Origin of the sequence: Pantoea allii (genome assembly GCF_002307475.1) — a bacterium.
In the GTDB taxonomy this organism is placed as follows: domain Bacteria; phylum Pseudomonadota; class Gammaproteobacteria; order Enterobacterales; family Enterobacteriaceae; genus Pantoea; species Pantoea allii.
Genome location: NZ_NTMH01000052.1, coordinates 106002 through 124030, shown reverse-complemented (window position 1 = coordinate 124030; position 18029 = coordinate 106002). Strand labels below are relative to the sequence as shown.

The following is an 18029-nucleotide window of genomic DNA, read 5'->3' as shown; positions in this document are numbered from 1 at the left end:
AATTTTCAGCATTGTTTACCGGAAAAGCATTTAGTTCTGTTCTGCGGACGAGAGTCCGAAGGATTTTGCGCTGAAGCAAGGCGGCGTGTAAGACGATGTGAAGGAGCATACTGAAGTATGTGACTGAGCAGCGCGCGCACAGCCAACGCAGCAGCAGCGTAAAAGACACAGGACAGAGCACAAAGAATTTGCCTGGCGGCTGTAGCGCGGTGGTCCCACCTGACCCCATGCCGAACTCAGAAGTGAAACGCCGTAGCGCCGATGGTAGTGTGGGGTCTCCCCATGCGAGAGTAGGGAACTGCCAGGCATCAAATTAAGACCAGTACGCTGGTCGTGACCTTACCGGTGACGCGGAAGGGCGAAACACCTGATATCAGAACGTTTTTCTGACGTCAGTACAGAATCGGTGGAGCGGTAGTTCAGTTGGTTAGAATACCTGCCTGTCACGCAGGGGGTCGCGGGTTCGAGCCCCGTCCGTTCCGCCACCCTTTTTAGGGGCGTAGTTCAATTGGTAGAGCACCGGTCTCCAAAACCGGGTGTTGGGGGTTCGAGTCCCTCCGCCCCTGCCAGAAAGAGAAAAATCCTTTGCTTCGGCAAAGGATTTTTTTTTGCCTGAAGAAAACTAAAAAAGAAAATCAGCCAGCAGAAACTGGCTTAATCCTCTTTCCCTCATACCTTTAGTTCGGCACGACAGGAAACTTTAGCAACTGACGAATGTACGTTTGCTGATCGCTGTTTTGTAGCCACACCGCATAAAGGGGTCGCACTGCGACAGAAGTATCGGGCATCACCATCAGATCGCTGTACAGGCTTTGCCAGAAATCGGGCAGAAACGCGCAGGCTCCCGTGGTATGCAACAATTCCCGCGTAACCTGCGCTGATGTCGTTGTTAACACCGGTACATCATCTCCGCCGGAGAGATAGCTTTGATGCTGATGGAAGTCGGCTCCCCATTCCACTTTAATGTAGTCATATTTCTCACGCTTTTCTGTCTGCCGTGAGCGAAAAAGCGCCAGTGAAATATGACCGATCTGCTGGCTGGTTAATTCATCCATCTTCGGTGCTTCAGTCGTAATCAATAAGTCCAGCTGACGCTCGTGTAGCTGCTTAACCAACAAATGACGCTGTGCCACACGCGCTTCCAGATGCAGGCTCTCACGGTTCTCATAGAGCGTCTTAAGCCAGGGTGTTAAGTAGGCCTCCCATAGCGAGGCACTGGCACCGATGGACAGCTCATGGTGCTGCTGCGTATGTGACACTTCTTTCTTGGCCATCAGCCATGTATTCATCAGACTTTCGGCATAGGGCAGCAGGCGCTCTCCTGCAGAAGTCAGACGTATATTGTTGCGATGTCGGGTAAAAAGATTAACCCCTAGCTGGTTTTCTAACTGGCGGATGCGAAAACTGACAGCAGACTGCGTTAAGTAAAGTGCTTCTGCAGCGCGCCCGAAATGGCGAGTTCTGCTCACTTCCAGGAAAGTTTTCAGTAATTCCGTATCCACATCGTTCTCCCAAAATTTGTTTGTCGTATAGATTTAAATGTTTTGTTTTACACTCTGTCAAGCCTATCTAATACTCCGCGCCATAAATCGCACGGCCATAAGAGAAACAGGAGCGTGTAACATGGCGGAAAGCTTCTCAACGGAAAATCGTTTCTTTGATAACAAACATTACCCACGCGGTTTTTCGCGTCATGGGGACTTTACGATTAAAGAAGCACAGCTACTTGAACGCCACGGTGTTGCTTTTAATGAGTTGGATCTTGCTAAACGCGAGCCGACGACAGAAGAAGAACGTTTGTTCATTGAGGTTTGTCGTGGCGTGCGTGAGCCGCAAACGGAAGCAGAACGTGTATGGTCCAAATACATGACACGTATCAAGCGTCCTAAGCGTTTTCACACGCTGTCAGGCGGTAAGCCACAGATGGACACCGTTGAAGACTACACCGAAAGCGACGATTGATGAGAAGGGGCGAAAGCCCCTTTTTACTGCATGCTTTTATGAAGATAGATCATCAGCCGGTCAATGCTACGATAACTGACGGCTTCCTGAAGATGGTGACGCGTAATCGTCTCTTCACCCGCTAAATCGGCCACTGTCCGAGCCACTTTCAGAATACGTTGCCACGCCCGTACCGATAAGCCCAACTGATTTAAAACCGACTCAAGCCATTTAGCATCCGGCGGCGTAATCTCACACCACTGTAGTACATCCGAATTCGCCAACTGGGCGTTGATCTTTCCTGAGCGCGCCATTTGTATCTGACGTGCGGCGAGTACCCGTTCACGCACCTCCGCAGAGCTTTCCCCGGCATGACGTTGCTGACTCAGCATTCCGGCAGGAAGCAAGGGCACTTCCAGGGACAGATCAAAGCGGTCGAGGAAAGGACCTGAAAGCTTGCCGAGATAGCGCAGAATCTGCTGCGGCGACGTACGGTTATGCTGGCCTTGATAGTGCCCGGTTGGACTGGGATTCATCGCGGCGATTAACTGAAAGCGTGCGGGATAAACAACTTTTGCCCTGGCCCGTGAAATCGCCACCTCACCGGACTCAATGGGTTCACGTAATGCATCCAGAACGCTGCGCTGGAATTCAGGCAATTCATCCAGAAACAGCACGCCGTTATGAGCCAGCGAGATCTCCCCTGGACGGGGTAACGCACCGCCACCGATGAGAGCATACAGTGAAGCACTATGATGTGGCGCTCTGAAAGGCCGCTTACGCCATTGCTGATGCCACGGTCCGGCATTGCTCAGGCTGGCAATGGCTGCGCACTCTAAGGCTTCCTGATCGCTTAACGGCGGCATGATGCCGGGTAAGCGCGTGGCGAGCATGGTTTTGCCTGTTCCTGGCGGCCCAATCAGCATCAGGTTATGTCCCCCTGCGGCGGTAATTTCCAGGGCGCGCCGACCCTGTTCCTGACCCACAATATCGCGGAGATCGTCTGTGATGATTTCATCGTGTTCCGTATGGGCGGCTGCAACAGCTAACTCACACTTACCGTGTAAAAAGGCACAGACTTCGATCAAGTGCGCAGCGACTAAGGTCGCACCTTTGCGGATCAAACCCGCATCAGCCTGGTTTTCTGCCGAAAGGATGAGTTGTCGGTTGCCCTCAATCGCCGCCAACGCCGCCGGAATGGCACCCTGAACGCCGCACAGGGCACCGTTAAGGGCCAGTTCACCCAGAAACTCGTGCTGGTCGAGCTTGTCCGCAGGAAGCTGTTCAGAGGCCACCAGAATGGCGATAGCCATGGGCAAATCATAACGACCGCCTTCTTTAGGTAAATCTGCCGGGCCTAAGTTGATGGTGATGCGCCGGGCAGGGAAGTCAAAACCGCTGTTTATGATGGCGCTACGAACGCGCTCACGCGCTTCTTTGACGGTGGTTTCGGGTAAACCCACCAGTGTCAGTGCAGGCAACCCGTTACTGATATGCACTTCAATCGTAACCAGCGGTGCTTCAACACCGATGGCTGCCCGCGTCAGCACCTTTGATAATGACATCGCCGCTCCCAAATACGGCAATTCTGCCTGCGGGATTCAGGTACGGCGAAGGGTAAAACAGCGAAATGTATCTTGCCCCGCAAACTTTTCCTTCGTCATACATTGGATTTCTTATTTTGCAGAAGCGTGATGTGAAACGACGAGGATGCGATCAGCGTCATTTTTTGTCAGCAGCAGCACCTGATGAAATACTCTTTTAATAACAAATTGATAACGCAAGAGCGCAGCCTGACGGAATAAAAAACCTGATAAAAAATGTTGTATTTAGCCTGCTAACTATGATAACTCTGTAGGCATTACTTCGAACGAGTGAAAGAATCGAATACGTTATGAAAGCCCTTCTACTAGTGATTAGCCTTGTCGTGATTAGCGTGGTGGTGATTATTAACCCACTGTGCGGGGCAACACTTGGAGCAAGAAAGGCTTAAAAATCAAGCCAGAACTCTAAAAAACCCCCCGCACCGAAAGGTCCGGGGGTTTTTTTTTTGGCCTGGCAAAAACTTAGTAAATCTGCAAGGAACAAACAATGAACAGTAGCATAAAATTCTGTTGTTCCCCTAAGGACACAGGAGAATAGCGATGACAGGTGCACAATGGGTAGTTCAGGCTTTACGCGCACAGGGCGTTGATATCGTATTTGGTTATCCTGGCGGTGCAATCATGCCAGTATACGATGCGCTATACGACGGCGGCGTGGAACACCTGTTGTGCCGTCATGAGCAGGGCGCCGTCATGGCCGCTATCGGCTATGCCCGTTCAACCGGCAAAACGGGCGTTTGCATTGCAACATCCGGTCCCGGCGCGACGAATCTGATCACCGGGCTTGCCGACGCCATGATGGACTCCGTTCCGGTTGTCGCGCTAACCGGTCAGGTCTCTTCCGCGTTTATCGGTACAGATGCCTTTCAGGAAATCGATGTTCTTGGCCTGTCATTAGCCTGCACGAAACACAGTTTTATGGTTGAGTCGCTGGACGAGTTGCCTTCCGTCATGGCTGAAGCCTTTGCTATCGCTCAGTCCGGTCGCCCCGGCCCGGTTTTAGTGGATATTCCAAAAGATATCCAGATGGCAAAAGGCGAGCCTTCACCGCAGTTGATGCCGGTCGAGGAAGTTATGTCGATGCCGCATCAGGCGATAGTGGAAGCACGGGCGATGATGGTTCAGGCCAAAAAGCCGATGTTATACGTGGGCGGCGGCGTGGGAATGGCGCAGGCGGTACCGGCACTGCGCGCCCTGGCGCAGGAAACCGGCATACCCGCGGTCGCCACGCTGAAAGGGCTGGGAAGTATTGATGCAGACAGCGATTTATATCTGGGTATGCTGGGCATGCACGGCACCAAGGCTGCGAATCTGGCCGTACAATCTTGTGATCTGTTAATTGCGGTTGGCGCACGTTTTGATGATCGTGTAACAGGCAAGCTGGACACCTTTGCACCACTGGCAAGCGTGATTCACCTTGATGTCGACCCGGCAGAACTGAACAAGCTGCGCCGTGCGCATGTCTCGCTGCAAGGCGATCTTAACCACGTTCTGCCCGCCCTGAGCCAGCCTTTAGAGATTCAGGCATGGCGTGACGAAGTGACCGCACTGAAGTCACAGCATGCATGGCGCTACGATCATCCCGGCGAAGCGATCTATGCGCCGTTGTTATTGAAACAACTGTCCTACCGCAAGCCTGCCAACACCGTGATCACGACCGACGTCGGTCAGCACCAGATGTGGGCGGCCCAGCATATTTCCTGTGACGCGCCTGAAGATTTCATCACCTCCAGCGGATTAGGCACCATGGGCTTTGGCCTGCCCGCGGCGATCGGTGCGCAGGTTGCGCGTCCCAACGATACGGTGATCTGCGTCTCGGGCGATGGCTCAATCATGATGAACATCCAGGAGCTGGGCACGATCAAACGCGGTAAGCTGCCGGTAAAAATCTTGCTGCTGGATAACCAACGCCTGGGTATGGTCCGCCAGTGGCAGCAGCTGTTTTTTGATGGCCGCTACAGCGAAACCATCCTGACCGATAACCCCGACTTTCTTACCCTGGCCAGCGCGTTTGATATCCCCGGCCAGCGCATCACCCGTAAAGATCAGGTCGACGCCGCGCTCGATGCTCTGCTGAGCAGTGAAGGCCCTTACTTCCTGCATGTTTCAATCGATGAGCATGAAAACGTCTGGCCATTGGTACCGCCTGGTGCCAGCAACGCCAACATGATGGAGAAAACCGTATGAACCAGCATCAATTGTCTATCGAAGCGCGCTTTCGACCTGAAATATTGGAACGTATTTTACGTGTTGTACGCCATCGTGGCTTTCAGGTGTGTTCCATGAACATGACCACTGTCGCTAACACTGAAAACATTAATATCGAAATGACCGTTGCCAGCCAGCGCTCTGTCGATTTACTGTCTTCCCAGCTAAGAAAACTGATGGATGTCGCCTGCGTCCAGATTCAACAACAGACATCACAACAAATACGCGCGTAGTCGCTATAGGAAATAATAATGAGCACGAAGAAAGCAGACTTTATTTGGTTCAACGGCGAAATGGTTAAGTGGGAAGAGGCAAAAGTCAGCGTGATGTCTCACGCGTTGCACTACGGCACATCGGTATTTGAAGGCGTTCGCTGCTATGACTCCCATAAAGGGCCGGTTGTATTCCGTCACCGCGAGCACATGCAGCGCCTGCACGATTCCGCCAAAATCTACCGTTTCCCAATCAAACACAGCGTTGATGAACTGATGGAAGCCTGCCGTGAAGTCATTCGCGTCAACAACCTGAAAAGCGCCTATATCCGTCCGCTGGCTTTCGTCGGTGATGTGGGACTGGGCGTGAACCCGCCGGATGGCTTTACGACCGACGTGATCATTGCGGCCTTCCCGTGGGGCGCTTATCTGGGTGCTGAAGCGCTGGAAAACGGCATCGACGCCATGGTTTCCTCATGGAACCGTGTTGCGCCAAACACGCTGCCAACCGCGGCGAAAGCAGGCGGCAACTACCTTTCCTCACTGTTAGTGGGCAGCGAAGCACGTCGCCATGGCTACCAGGAAGGGATCGCGCTGGATACCAATGGCCTGATCTCAGAAGGGGCAGGCGAAAACCTGTTCGAAGTGAAAGACGGTGTGCTGTTCACCCCGCCGTTTACCTCATCTGCACTGCCGGGCATCACCCGCGATGCCATCATTACGCTGGCGCGGGATATGGGCATCGAAGTGCGTGAACAGGCACTGTCTCGTGAATCGCTCTACCTGGCCGACGAAGTCTTTATGTCCGGCACCGCAGCAGAAATCACCCCAGTACGCAGCGTGGATCGTATTCAGGTCGGTGCAGGCAAATGTGGACCGGTGACCAAACGCGTTCAGCAGGCCTTCTTCGGCCTGTTCACCGGCGAGACTGAAGACAAATGGGGCTGGCTGGACCCGGTTAACGCATAACCAGACCTGCGCGGATGTCGCTGGATGTCCGCGAACTTATTTTCACTGGAGTAAAGAGCATGCCTAAGTACCGTTCCGCTACCACCACCCACGGCCGCAACATGGCCGGTGCCCGTGCCCTCTGGCGCGCAACAGGAATGACCGACGATGATTTCGGCAAACCGATTATCGCCGTCGTGAACTCCTTCACCCAGTTTGTACCGGGCCACGTTCACCTGCGTGATCTGGGTAAGCTGGTTGCCGAGCAAATCGAAGCGGCTGGTGGCGTGGCCAAAGAGTTCAATACGATCGCGGTGGATGACGGTATTGCCATGGGCCATGGCGGCATGCTGTATTCTCTGCCTTCCCGGGAACTGATTGCTGACTCCGTCGAGTACATGGTGAATGCACACTGTGCCGATGCCATGGTCTGCATCTCAAACTGCGACAAAATCACCCCAGGCATGTTGATGGCGTCACTGCGCCTGAACATTCCGGTTATCTTTGTGTCCGGTGGCCCGATGGAAGCCGGTAAGACCAAGCTGTCCGATCAGATCATCAAGTTAGATCTGGTTGATGCGATGATTCAGGGCGCCAACCCGAACGTCAGCGATGCCGACAGCGAGCAGATCGAACGTTCCGCCTGTCCGACCTGCGGTTCCTGTTCGGGCATGTTCACTGCGAACTCCATGAACTGCCTGACTGAAGCGCTGGGCCTGTCTCAACCGGGTAACGGTTCTCTGCTGGCCACCCACGCCGACCGTAAAAAGCTGTTTATCAACGCCGGTAAGCGCATCGTTAGCCTGACTAAACGCTATTACGAGCAGGACGATGCCAACATGCTGCCGCGTAACATCGCTAACAAGGCCGCGTTTGAAAACGCCATGACGCTGGATATCGCCATGGGCGGCTCCACCAACACAGTGTTGCACTTGCTGGCTGCCGCGCAGGAAGGCGAGATCGACTTCAATATCTCTGATATCGATCGCCTGTCGCGCAAAGTGCCTCAGCTGTGCAAAGTCGCACCCAGTACTCCGAAATATCACATGGAAGATGTGCACCGTGCCGGTGGCGTGATCGGTATTCTCGGCGAGTTGGATCGTGCCGGACTTATCGACACCAGCGCACGCAACATCCTGCAGCAAAGCATGCGTGAAACGATCGATCAGTACGACATCATGCTGACCCAGGATCAGGCAGTGAAGGACATGTTCCGCGCGGGCCCGGCCGGTATTCGCACCACACAGGCGTTCTCACAGAATTGCCGTTGGGACACGCTGGATGATGACCGTGCTGAAGGCTGTATCCGTACGCGCGAAAACGCGTACTCGCAGGACGGCGGTCTGGCTGTGCTGTACGGCAACATCGCCGAAGATGGCTGTATCGTGAAAACAGCGGGCGTAGACAAAGAGATTCTGACCTTCAGCGGCCCGGCCAAAGTGTATGAGAGCCAGGATGATGCAGTCGAAGCTATTCTCGGCGGCAAAGTGGTTGCGGGTGACGTTGTGGTGATTCGCTACGAAGGGCCTAAAGGCGGACCGGGCATGCAGGAAATGTTGTATCCCACGACCTACCTGAAATCAATGGGGCTGGGTAAAAGCTGTGCGCTGATCACCGACGGTCGCTTCTCAGGCGGTACGTCCGGCCTGTCAATTGGCCACGCCTCACCGGAGGCCGCGAACGGCGGCACCATCGCTCTGGTCAAAGATGGCGATACGATTGAAATCGATATCCCGAACCGCGGTATCAAATTGGCCGTGCCGGATAATGAACTGCACGCGCGCCGTGAAGAACAGCAGGCTCGTGGCGACGACGCTTACACGCCGGTGAATCGTCAGCGTGAAGTGTCGTTTGCACTGCGTGCCTATGCATCGCTCGCCACCAGTGCCGACAAAGGTGCAGTGCGCGATAAGAGTAAGCTGGGAGGCTAAAATGGCTGAGGCTCAACCGCTACCCGAGGCGCCCTGCGGCGCCGAGTATTTGCGCGCTGTATTGCGTTCACCGGTCTACGAAGTGGCTCTGGTTACGCCGCTGCAGAAGATGGAAAAAATCTCTGCGCGCCTGGGCAACACCATTCTGGTAAAGCGAGAAGATCGCCAGCCGGTGCACAGTTTTAAAGTGCGCGGTGCTTACGCGATGATCGCCGGACTTAATGAAGAGCAGAAAGCCCGCGGTGTCGTCACCGCGTCTGCCGGTAACCATGCTCAGGGCGTAGCGTTATCTGCCACGAAGCTAGGGATTAAGTCACTGATCGTGATGCCGCTGGCTACCGCCGACATTAAGGTGGATGCCGTACGCGCATTTGGTGGAGAAGCCTTCCTGTTTGGTGCCAACTTTGACGAAGCAAAAGCCAAAGCCATCGAATTAGCGTCGCAACAGGGTTACACCTTTGTACCACCCTTTGATCATCCGGCGGTTATTGCCGGGCAGGGCACGCTGGCGATGGAGCTGCTGCAGCAGGACGCTCATCTTGATCGGGTCTTTGTCCCGGTGGGCGGTGGCGGTCTGGCGGCCGGCGTGGCGGTCCTCATCAAGCAGCTGATGCCGCAAATTAAAGTGATTGCCGTAGAGTCCGAAGATTCAGCCTGCCTGAAGGCGGCGCTGGATGCCGGTGAGCCGGTAGACTTACCGCGCGTGGGATTATTTGCCGAAGGCGTGGCGGTAAAACGCATCGGTGATGAAACCTTCCGTCTGTGCCAGGAATACCTTGACGATATCGTCACCGTGGACAGCGATGCTATCTGCGCGGCAATGAAAGACCTGTTTGAAGATGTGCGCGCCGTGGCAGAGCCTTCAGGCGCGCTGGCGCTGGCGGGCATGAAGAAATATGTTCAGCAGCATGACATCAAAGGCGAGCGTCTGGCGCACGTCTTGTCAGGTGCTAACGTCAACTTCCACGGCTTGCGCTACGTATCTGAACGCTGCGAACTGGGAGAACAGCGCGAAGCACTTCTGGCCGTCACCATCCCGGAACAACAGGGCAGCTTCCTGAAGTTCTGTCAGACACTGGGCGGTCGCTCTATTACTGAGTTCAACTACCGCTATGCCGATACCGATAAGGCCTGCATTTTCGTTGGCGTGCGCCTGACTCGTGGAATGGAAGAACGCGCTGAGATCATCAGCCAGTTAACGGAAAACGGTTATCAGGTGGTTGATCTCTCTGATGATGAAATGGCAAAGCTGCATGTGCGTTACATGGTCGGTGGGCGTCCTTCCAAGCCGCTGCGTGAGCGTTTGTTCAGCTTTGAATTCCCGGAAGCGCCCGGCGCATTACTCAAATTTCTGCAAACGCTGGGTACGCACTGGAATATCTCGTTGTTTCATTACCGTAGCCACGGAACCGATTATGGCCGGGTGCTCACGGCATTTGAGCTGGGTAACGATGAGCCGCGTTTTGAAGAGCATCTTACCGACCTGGGTTATGATTTCCATGACGAAACCCATAACCCGGCTTTTCGTTTTTTTCTGGCGGGTCAGTAATTACAGCAGATGCCAGAACGCATTAATCAGCGGCTCACCGAGCCGCTTTTTTTGTACACAAACGCCCAGTTCCAGCGGCGCGACCGACTCCACATTTTCCAGGGGCAGCACCCGGTTTCGTACCGGCTCAGGGCTGTTCTCCAGCACCACATCCGGCAGCAAGGCAATGCCACAACCGAGCGCCACCATCGAAACGATCGCTTCATGGCCCGCTACCGTAGCGTAAATCAGCGGGTTGACGATGCGGTGACGGCGGAACCACAGATCAATAGCCCGACGAACGGGCCCCTGCTCGGGCAGAATAAACGGAATCTGTGACCAGTCAGGTGCGGCTTCTGTTGCCTGAGTGCGCACCGGGCACGGCAGTGCAGGCGCAATCAGGCCCAGCGGAAGCAGTCCCAGCGTGGTGAAGTCTATGCTGGCAGGCAGCGATTCAGGGCGGCCTGCGATAGCCAGATCCGCATTGCCAGACTGCACTGTTTCAATCGCATCCGCCGCATCCCCGGTGGTCAGTTTGATTTCAACCTGCGGATGTTCGGCGCGAAAGCGGTCCAGAATAGGCGGAAGATGGCTGTATGCAGCAGTCACCGAGCAAAACAGCCGTAGTTCACCACTGAGTGAGGGGCCGTTGAGATCCATGGCATGGCGCAATTGCTGATACTGCAGTAAGGTTTGTTGTGCAAACAGTTTGAGTCTTTCGCCCGCTTCGGTGAGCGCCACGGTGCGGTTATCGCGCAGAAACAAGGCGTGGCCGACATCTTCTTCCAGCCGTTGGATCTGACGCGACAGCGTGGAAGGACTGACATGCATAGCGCGTGCGGTGCGGCCAAAATGGCAGCTTTCTGCCAAATGAAGAAACAATTTGAGATCGCGTAGATCCATGTGAGTCTCACCTCAGGACGACATTGCAATTATTGCAATGTAACGTTGTTAATATATCAATTTAAGCAACAGAAATCCTGTCATATGATGGGGTCATTCGCGGCGCTGAACCTGATGCCGTCATCAAACAAAAGCAAACACAACATTTAACCGGAGTTCGCATGGCTAATTACTTCAACACATTGAATCTGCGCAACCAGTTGGCGCAACTGGGCAAGTGTCGTTTTATGGGACGTGACGAATTCGCGGACGGTGCCAGCTTCCTGAAAGGCAAGAAGATTGTCATCGTTGGCTGCGGTGCTCAGGGTCTGAACCAGGGCCTGAACATGCGCGATTCGGGTCTGGATGTGTCCTATACGCTGCGTGCAGAAGCCATTGCTGAAAAACGTGCCTCATTCCGTAAAGCAACAGAAAATGGTTTTAAAGTTGGCACTTACGAAGAACTGATTCCACAGGCCGATCTGGTGGTTAACCTGACCCCGGACAAACAGCACTCTGCGGTCGTGCAGGCTGTTCAGCCGCTGATGAAAGATGGCGCAGCACTGGGCTATTCACACGGTTTCAACATCGTGGAAGTGGGCGAAACGATTCGTAAAGACATCACCGTCGTGATGGTTGCACCGAAGTGTCCGGGCACCGAAGTACGTGAAGAATACAAACGCGGTTTTGGTGTCCCTACGCTGATCGCGGTTCACCCGGAAAACGATCCTAAAGGCGAGGGCATGGCCATCGCTAAAGCCTGGGCTTCTGCAACTGGCGGCGATCGTGCTGGCGTGCTGGAGTCGTCCTTTGTTGCCGAAGTTAAATCTGACCTGATGGGCGAGCAGACCATCCTGTGTGGCATGCTGCAGGCCGGTTCTCTGCTGTGCTTCGACAAGCTGGTGGCAGAAGGTCACGATGCGGCGTACACCGAAAAACTGATTCAGTTTGGCTGGGAAACCATCACCGAATCCCTGAAGTTTGGTGGTATCACACTGATGATGGATCGTCTGTCTAACCCGGCAAAACTGCGTGCTTACGCGCTGTCTGAACAGCTGAAAACCATCATGGCACCGCTGTTCCAGAAACATATGGATGACATCATTTCTGGCGAGTTCTCTTCCGGCATGATGGCTGACTGGGCTAACGACGATAAGAAACTGCTGACCTGGCGCGAAGAGACCGGCAAAACCGCGTTTGAAACCGCACCACAGTTCGACGGCAAAATCGAAGAGCAGGAGTACTATGACAAAGGTGTTGTTATGGTCGCGATGGTAAAAGCGGGCGTTGAGCTGGCGTTTGAAACCATGGTTGATGCAGGCATCATCGAAGAGTCCGCGTACTACGAATCACTGCACGAGCTGCCGCTGATTGCGAACACTATTGCGCGTAAGCGTCTGTACGAAATGAACGTGGTAATCTCAGACACCGCTGAATACGGCAACTACCTGTTCTCCTTCGCGGCGGTGCCATTGCTGAAAGAGTTCATGACCACGCTGCAGCCAGGCGATCTGGGCAAAGCGATCGAAGGCACTCAGGTTGATAACGCCCAGCTGCGCGATGTTAACGAAGCCGTTCGTCAGCATCCTATCGAGCAGGTTGGCCGCAAACTGCGTGGCTACATGACCGATATGAAACGTATCGCGGTTGCGGGCTAAATCAGAGCGACACCGTTTTCAGCAAAACGTTAGACGTGAAAAGGGCGCGGCCATCTGGCTGCGCCCTTTTTCATTTAGCAGGAAGATTCTGCCGCAATCACAGGCGGCAGCAGGCTTTTGTAACCGAAGCGCTGTCGCCCAGCGATAATTAACATCACGCCTGTGCATAACGCTAACAGCAGAATGATGCTGATAATGTCCAGCGGCATAAAATGTGGGGACAGCAGTGATACCAACGCCCCACTGGCGGGTATGGAACACAGATTCATGAGGCCGATCAGTCCCAGCGTTTTCCCCAAATGCGCCTCGGGAATAATCTGGCTGCGTAACGTACGCAGATAAACGCTGAATGCCCCATCGAACGCCATCAATAACGCATAACCAATCAGATACATAGCGTAATCCATCGACTGTGACATAACGGCACCCGAAAGGATCATCGCACAAAACGAAAAGGTGCCGAGTGCGGATAAACCAAAACGGTGTGAAAAGCGTGGAATAAAGAAAAACATCACGATACTCACCCCCGCGGCGGCGGTTTGAAGCGCGCCAAAGTAATGGTCGGCAAGATGAAATTCTTTAAGGATGACAGCAGCACTGACTACCAGTGCCGAACCGTAAACCAGATTGACAACCCAGGTCAGGGCACATAAATGCAGCAGGATTTTATTTTCTCTGAGCACCCTTAACGCTGTGCGGTTCGATTGCAGTAAGGTGCGTAACCGCAGTTTATCGGTTACGTGGGGATCACGAGTTTTCAAAAAAAGAAAGTTGATGGCTGACAGGAAAAACAGCGCGGCGGCAATACTAAGAATACCGCGAATACCGCCCCAGGCCGAGATAGCGACCGCCAGCGCCGGACCAAGTACCATCGTAACCTGATCGATCCCCTGTAACAGGGAATGGGCTTTGGGTAGCGCCTCGGCTGACACATGCCGCGGCAGCAGCGCATCTGCGGCGACAAAGCTCAATACATAAGCGACAGACAGTAAGCTCATCATACCGGCCAGGATTGCAAAGGTAGAGTCTGGAAAAACCGCTAAAAGCATAAAAGCCAAAATCATCAATGCCATACGGGCAATATCGACGTTAAAAAAGATAAAGCGCGGTTTCAGTCGATCGGCCAGAAAACCTGAGAGAGGGAAAAACAGGACGCGGGGAATCCACTCGACCACAAACGCCAGAGAAGAAAGCGTTAGCGAACCGGTGGTTTTCAAAATCGCCAAAGGCACAGCAAACAATAAAAACTGATCGCACAACGCACCGGTGAAGCGAGAAAATATAAAACGCTTTAAACTAAAATCAGACTTGTCCACCGCTGTCGCACTCCCTGATCGCATTCGCGCATACCATTGAACCAGAAGCACACGCTCTTACTTGCTTGTATCACTACGGTTTTGTCGCGCAGAGGCGAAGCCGCCGTAATGGCATCGAATAATTGAATATCATACTTTACAGTGCTAGCCTGGCTAGACGTAACAGGCGCAAAAGAGTTGTGCGTGAAGAACATAAATGAATTAACAGACGTTCTCCCAGGGCTGGTGGTCTTTGTTCAGGTAGTCGACAGGGGGAGTTTTTCTTCGGCTGCAAGAGCGCTGTCCATGACGCCATCTTCAGTGAGTCGTATGATAGACAGGCTGGAAAAAAGGTTAAATGTCTTACTTTTTACCCGCTCGACGCGCGCGCTCGCTGTGACCGAGGCGGGACAAGAAATATATTACCAGGCTTTATCAGTTATCGCCGCAACTAAATCCCTGTTTTCCCAGGCAGACAGCTACAGTGACGCGCCTAAAGGATTGCTGCGTATTACTGCGCCCACAACGCTTGGGAAAATTTTACTGACTCCTTTTCTGCCCGGCTTTCTGCGGCGCTATGCTGAAATCAATATTGAATTAAATCTGACTGACCATCTGGTTAACCTGACACACGAGTCGTACGACCTGGCACTGCGCGTAACGGACACACCACCTGTTAATATGGTGGCGCGTGCATTAATGCCTGTTGATTATGTTTTAGTGTGTGCCGAGCACTATGATCAGAAACTGCCGGATATGCCGGGCGAGCTCAAACAGCATAATATTTTCTTCCCAGACGACGCACAGTTTCGCGGGGAATGGCGTTTCTGGTTAAACGACACGCTGGAGAGCGTCATGCTTACGCCCCGGCTGATGATAAACAACAGCGATGCCATGATCGATGCGATATTGCAGGGCGTGGGCATTGCGTTAATCCCCACCTTTATCGCGAATGGCTATTTGCTCAATGGGCAGTTACGTCGCGTGTTACCGGACTGGCGGATTGAAAATACGCTCTCGATGACCACCTACGCCATCACCTTACCTAACCGTCTGCTGCCGCTAAAAACCCGTGTGTTTATTGACGATTTTATGGCCTGGCTGAAAGCGAAATAGCGTGACCTGAAACCCATAAAAAAACCCGGCCTGCGCCGGGTTTAATCAATGCTGGCGGAATTTACACTTCATACAGCGTTTGATGCCGCGTTTCTTTGCAGGCAATCAGCGCCAGCAGCGTCAGAAACGCCATCGAGGCCAGATACAAACCGACGGCATACAAGCCGTAATGCGCATTCAGCCAGGTGGCGATATAGGGCGCAACCGAGGCGCCCAGAATCGACGACAGGTTATAAGAGAAGGATGCACCGGTATAACGCACTTCTGTCGGGAACAGCTCAGGCAGCAGCGCCCCCATTGGGCCAAAGGTCAGTCCCATAATGCTCAAGCCCAGCAGCAGGAAAGCCATCACCAGCGCCTGTGAGCCCGATCCCAACATCACCGGGAACAGAAACGAAAAGCCAATAATCATCAGCGTAATGACGATCATGGTCTTACGGCGACCAAAGCGATCGGCCAGCAGGCCCGCAATCGGCACCATCACGCCAAACCCAATGACCGCCATCATCAGCATCCACAGCATACTGTTACGTGAGATCCCCAGGCCGGCAGGCGCGGCGGCGGTACCGTAACTCATGGAGTACACGGTCATGATGTAAAACAGCGTATAGGTGGCAAGCATGATGAAGGTGCCAAGTATCGTTGCCGTCAGATGTTTACTCAGGAGCGAAGCAATCGGGACACGCACCTGCTTCTTCTCTTTCTGCACTTTGGCAAACACCGGGCTTTCATGCAGCGATACGCGCACATACAGACCAATCAACACCAGCACGGCAGACAGGACAAACGGCACGCGCCAGCCCCACTGCATAAACTGCTCGTCGGTCAGCAGCCATGAGAGCAACAGAAAGGTGCCATTGGCAAAGAAGAAGCCGATGGGCGCACCGAGCTGCGGGAAGGAGCCATATAGCGCACGCTTTTTGGCGGGGGCATTCTCGGTGGCCAGCAGGGCTGCACCGCCCCATTCACCGCCCAGACCTAAACCCTGACCAAAGCGCGCCAGCGCCAGCAGCAGCGGCGCCAGTACACCAATGCTCTGGTAGCTGGGCAACAAACCGATGACCACGGTTGAGATCCCCATGGTCAGCAGCGAGGCAACTAACGTAGCTTTGCGGCCTACGCGATCGCCAAAGTGACCAAACAGGGCAGAGCCGATTGGGCGTGCGATAAACGCGATAGCAAAGGTGGCCAGCGACTGCAGTGTGGCAACGGTGGCATCACCCTGAGGAAAGAAGATATGAGGAAAAACGATCACGGCAGCCGTGGCATAAATATAGAAATCGAAGAATTCGATAGCGGTGCCGACCAGCGAGGCGACCACCACTTTACTCCGTGAGTTGACTGGCGTGGGATCGTTTTGCTGATCAAGCGGTTCAGAGACAGAGGCTTGCATAAATGTTTCTTATTTTTAATGACAGATAGGGAATCTTACGCACCTGTATAACGGCATTCAATGGCTGAAAACCCCGTGGTCAGTGGTGTTGCGCCGTCAAAAGTGGAAAATTTTTGTCATGTGTTAAATGTTGGGGAATGGCAGCGTGAAGTGACGCAAAAATGGCGAGATACTCTGAGAAAGCGCTGAAGAAAAGTGACCCCCCAGTTATTCATCCTGTAAATTGACGAATAAATAACCGGAGGGCGGTGTTTTTCGCTGGTTTAGCGCCGTGATTTTATTTGCTGGTGGTCAGAGAACCTTTTTCCGACATGCGCGGATCGTCTTTGTACTTCGCGGTGGCGATCCACGCAGCGCAAAACAGCGTCAGGCGCGCAAAGAAATAAAAGAAAGCCATTAACCCCAGCACCGATCCAAACGCAGCGCCCGATGGCGAGCTGGCCAGTTTTGGCAAGGTCAGCGTCATCACAAATTTAATCACTTCAAAACCCACTGCCGCCAGCAGGGTGCCGCGTAGCAGCGCCTTCTTACGGGGTTTATGGCGAGGCAGAATCCAGAAAATCCACAGGAACAACAGATAGTTCGCCATGACGGAAATGGAGGTCGCAATAATGGTGAGCGCAGGACGTAACCACTCAATGCCATCCAGCCCTAACGCACTCACTATCATGGCCTGGGCGGAGCCCGCGACAGAGGTCAGTGACAGGGTAATCACCAGCGCCAGCATCAGGCCGGTCAGGGATAAGAAGTCGCGAATGTAGCGTTTCCAGAACTTTTCTTGATCGTCGGGCTGTCGCTCCCAGACATCACGCGACTGGGCGCGAATGGCCTCTCGCAAATTGCCCATCCAGTTCAGTCCCGAATAAAGCGCCAACAGCAGACCGGTGATACCGACGGTAGCACGCTGCTGGATAGCCGTATTCACCGTATTTTTCAGCGTCGTTGCCAGGGCAGGATCGCTGATGCTGCTGACGATTTTGTTGATGATATCGGTCAGCAGATCCTGATTCGATGCCAGCACAAAACCCACGGCTGCAAAAGACACCATTAAAATCGGGATTAACGATAAAAAAGAAAAATAGGTAATGGCAGCGCCAAACTGGCTGCCGAGACGATCGTTAAACCGCTCAAGTGCGCGGATAAAATGGGCCACAGCGGGTATCGCCTGAAACCAGGTGGCAAAACGTGAAACGCGCACGATGGAACGATCGACGGACTTGTTGCCCGTTTTAATGTCAATCAGGGGTTTGGGTGACTTTGCGTCTTTTGCGTTATCCTGCTCGTCTGTCATAGACATTCACTTCCTGTTAAAC

Annotated in this window: 15 protein-coding genes, 2 tRNA genes and 1 rRNA gene; 12 read left to right on the top strand and 6 right to left on the bottom strand. The window is 53.6% G+C overall.

Annotated features, from left to right (window positions below; translation table 11 throughout):
* The first annotated feature begins 191 nt into the window (after positions 1-191).
* The 3 genes from rrf (at position 192) to CMR03_RS22805 (ending at position 569) form a co-directional block, all read left to right on the top strand.
* Positions 192-307, top strand: a 5S ribosomal RNA gene (rrf, locus tag CMR03_RS22815).
* Positions 308-408: 101 nt separating this feature from the next.
* Positions 409-485 (top strand) — tRNA-Asp (locus CMR03_RS22810).
* An 8-nt stretch (positions 486-493) separates the two neighbouring features.
* Positions 494-569: transfer RNA gene (locus CMR03_RS22805), tRNA-Trp, on the top strand.
* A 108-nt stretch (positions 570-677) separates the two neighbouring features.
* Here the strand turns inward: CMR03_RS22805 and hdfR are convergent.
* Positions 678-1502 (bottom strand): HTH-type transcriptional regulator HdfR, encoded by an 825-nt coding sequence (hdfR, locus tag CMR03_RS22800; protein ID WP_063877653.1) that lies wholly within the window; start codon positions 1500-1502, stop codon positions 678-680.
* A gap of 121 nt (positions 1503-1623) precedes the next feature.
* On the opposite strand from hdfR, the gene CMR03_RS22795 reads away from it, so the two are divergent.
* The gene (locus tag CMR03_RS22795; protein ID WP_063877652.1) at positions 1624-1962 is read left to right on the top strand and encodes a MaoP family protein; all 339 of its coding nucleotides are present in this window, start codon (positions 1624-1626) and stop codon (positions 1960-1962) included.
* Between the two features lie 23 nt (positions 1963-1985).
* On the opposite strand, the gene CMR03_RS22790 is transcribed toward CMR03_RS22795, so the two are convergent.
* Positions 1986-3506 (bottom strand): YifB family Mg chelatase-like AAA ATPase, encoded by a 1521-nt coding sequence (locus CMR03_RS22790; RefSeq protein WP_096012728.1) that lies wholly within the window; start codon positions 3504-3506, stop codon positions 1986-1988.
* A gap of 329 nt (positions 3507-3835) precedes the next feature.
* Here CMR03_RS22790 and ilvL point away from each other — a divergent pair, with 329 nt between their 5' ends.
* The 6 genes from ilvL to ilvA all read left to right on the top strand — a co-directional run bounded on the left by ilvL (position 3836) and on the right by ilvA (position 10393).
* The gene (gene ilvL, locus CMR03_RS22785; RefSeq protein ID WP_071785161.1) at positions 3836-3934 is read left to right on the top strand and encodes an ilv operon leader peptide; all 99 of its coding nucleotides are present in this window, start codon (positions 3836-3838) and stop codon (positions 3932-3934) included.
* 151 nt (positions 3935-4085) lie between these two features.
* Entirely contained in the window at positions 4086-5732 is a 1647-nt protein-coding gene (gene ilvG / locus CMR03_RS22780; RefSeq protein WP_096012727.1) for an acetolactate synthase 2 catalytic subunit, read from the top strand.
* Positions 5729-5986, top strand: a complete 258-nt coding sequence (gene ilvM, locus CMR03_RS22775; RefSeq protein WP_096012726.1) for an acetolactate synthase 2 small subunit — start codon at positions 5729-5731, stop codon at positions 5984-5986. Before ilvG ends, ilvM begins: the two co-directional genes overlap by 4 nt.
* 18 nt (positions 5987-6004) lie before the next feature.
* Positions 6005-6934 carry a branched-chain amino acid transaminase gene (locus CMR03_RS22770; RefSeq protein ID WP_063877648.1) on the top strand — a complete coding sequence of 310 codons (930 nt, stop codon included), beginning with the start codon at positions 6005-6007 and terminating at the stop codon, positions 6932-6934.
* 59 nt (positions 6935-6993) lie between these two features.
* The gene (gene ilvD / locus CMR03_RS22765; RefSeq protein ID WP_096012725.1) at positions 6994-8844 is read left to right on the top strand and encodes a dihydroxy-acid dehydratase; all 1851 of its coding nucleotides are present in this window, start codon (positions 6994-6996) and stop codon (positions 8842-8844) included.
* Between the two features lies 1 nt (position 8845).
* Positions 8846-10393 (top strand): threonine ammonia-lyase, biosynthetic, encoded by a 1548-nt coding sequence (gene ilvA / locus CMR03_RS22760; protein WP_063877646.1) that lies wholly within the window; start codon positions 8846-8848, stop codon positions 10391-10393.
* Here ilvA and ilvY read toward each other — a convergent pair whose 3' ends face one another.
* Positions 10394-11275 carry an HTH-type transcriptional activator IlvY gene (gene ilvY / locus CMR03_RS22755; protein WP_063877645.1) on the bottom strand — a complete coding sequence of 294 codons (882 nt, stop codon included), beginning with the start codon at positions 11273-11275 and terminating at the stop codon, positions 10394-10396.
* Between the two features lie 161 nt (positions 11276-11436).
* Here ilvY and ilvC point away from each other — a divergent pair, with 161 nt between their 5' ends.
* Positions 11437-12912: a ketol-acid reductoisomerase gene (gene ilvC, locus CMR03_RS22750; RefSeq protein WP_063877644.1), complete on the top strand. Its 1476-nt coding sequence runs from the start codon at positions 11437-11439 to the stop codon at positions 12910-12912.
* Between the two features lie 74 nt (positions 12913-12986).
* Here ilvC and CMR03_RS22745 read toward each other — a convergent pair whose 3' ends face one another.
* Positions 12987-14228, bottom strand: coding sequence for an MFS transporter (locus tag CMR03_RS22745; RefSeq protein ID WP_096012724.1), 1242 nt, complete (start codon positions 14226-14228; stop codon positions 12987-12989).
* Positions 14229-14369: 141 nt separating this feature from the next.
* On the opposite strand from CMR03_RS22745, the gene CMR03_RS22740 reads away from it, so the two are divergent.
* Positions 14370-15323, top strand: a complete 954-nt coding sequence (locus CMR03_RS22740; protein ID WP_341865429.1) for a LysR family transcriptional regulator — start codon at positions 14370-14372, stop codon at positions 15321-15323.
* Between the two features lie 61 nt (positions 15324-15384).
* On the opposite strand, the gene CMR03_RS22735 is transcribed toward CMR03_RS22740, so the two are convergent.
* Complete coding sequence (locus tag CMR03_RS22735; RefSeq protein WP_063877642.1) at positions 15385-16716, bottom strand: MFS transporter; 1332 nt, start codon at positions 16714-16716, stop codon at positions 15385-15387.
* A gap of 277 nt (positions 16717-16993) precedes the next feature.
* Positions 16994-18013, bottom strand: coding sequence for an inner membrane protein YhjD (gene yhjD, locus CMR03_RS22730; protein WP_172823883.1), 1020 nt, complete (start codon positions 18011-18013; stop codon positions 16994-16996).
* Between the last annotated feature and the right edge of the window lie 16 nt (positions 18014-18029).

Bases quoted from the DNA above. Each gene is read 5' to 3' on its own strand.
- ilvL (WP_071785161.1), top strand. From the start codon at position 3,836: ATGAAAGCCCTTCTACTAGTGATTAGCCTTGTCGTGATTAGCGTGGTG.
- ilvY (WP_063877645.1), bottom strand. From the start codon at position 11,275: ATGGATCTACGCGATCTCAAATTGTTTCTTCATTTGGCAGAAAGCTGC.
- CMR03_RS22795 (WP_063877652.1), top strand. From the start codon at position 1,624: ATGGCGGAAAGCTTCTCAACGGAAAATCGTTTCTTTGATAACAAACAT.
- yhjD (WP_172823883.1), bottom strand. From the start codon at position 18,013: ATGTCTATGACAGACGAGCAGGATAACGCAAAAGACGCAAAGTCACCC.
- CMR03_RS22770 (WP_063877648.1), top strand. From the start codon at position 6,005: ATGAGCACGAAGAAAGCAGACTTTATTTGGTTCAACGGCGAAATGGTT.
- ilvA (WP_063877646.1), top strand. From the start codon at position 8,846: ATGGCTGAGGCTCAACCGCTACCCGAGGCGCCCTGCGGCGCCGAGTAT.
- CMR03_RS22735 (WP_063877642.1), bottom strand. From the start codon at position 16,716: ATGCAAGCCTCTGTCTCTGAACCGCTTGATCAGCAAAACGATCCCACG.
- CMR03_RS22790 (WP_096012728.1), bottom strand. From the start codon at position 3,506: ATGTCATTATCAAAGGTGCTGACGCGGGCAGCCATCGGTGTTGAAGCA.
- ilvC (WP_063877644.1), top strand. From the start codon at position 11,437: ATGGCTAATTACTTCAACACATTGAATCTGCGCAACCAGTTGGCGCAA.
- ilvM (WP_096012726.1), top strand. From the start codon at position 5,729: ATGAACCAGCATCAATTGTCTATCGAAGCGCGCTTTCGACCTGAAATA.
- ilvD (WP_096012725.1), top strand. From the start codon at position 6,994: ATGCCTAAGTACCGTTCCGCTACCACCACCCACGGCCGCAACATGGCC.
- ilvG (WP_096012727.1), top strand. From the start codon at position 4,086: ATGACAGGTGCACAATGGGTAGTTCAGGCTTTACGCGCACAGGGCGTT.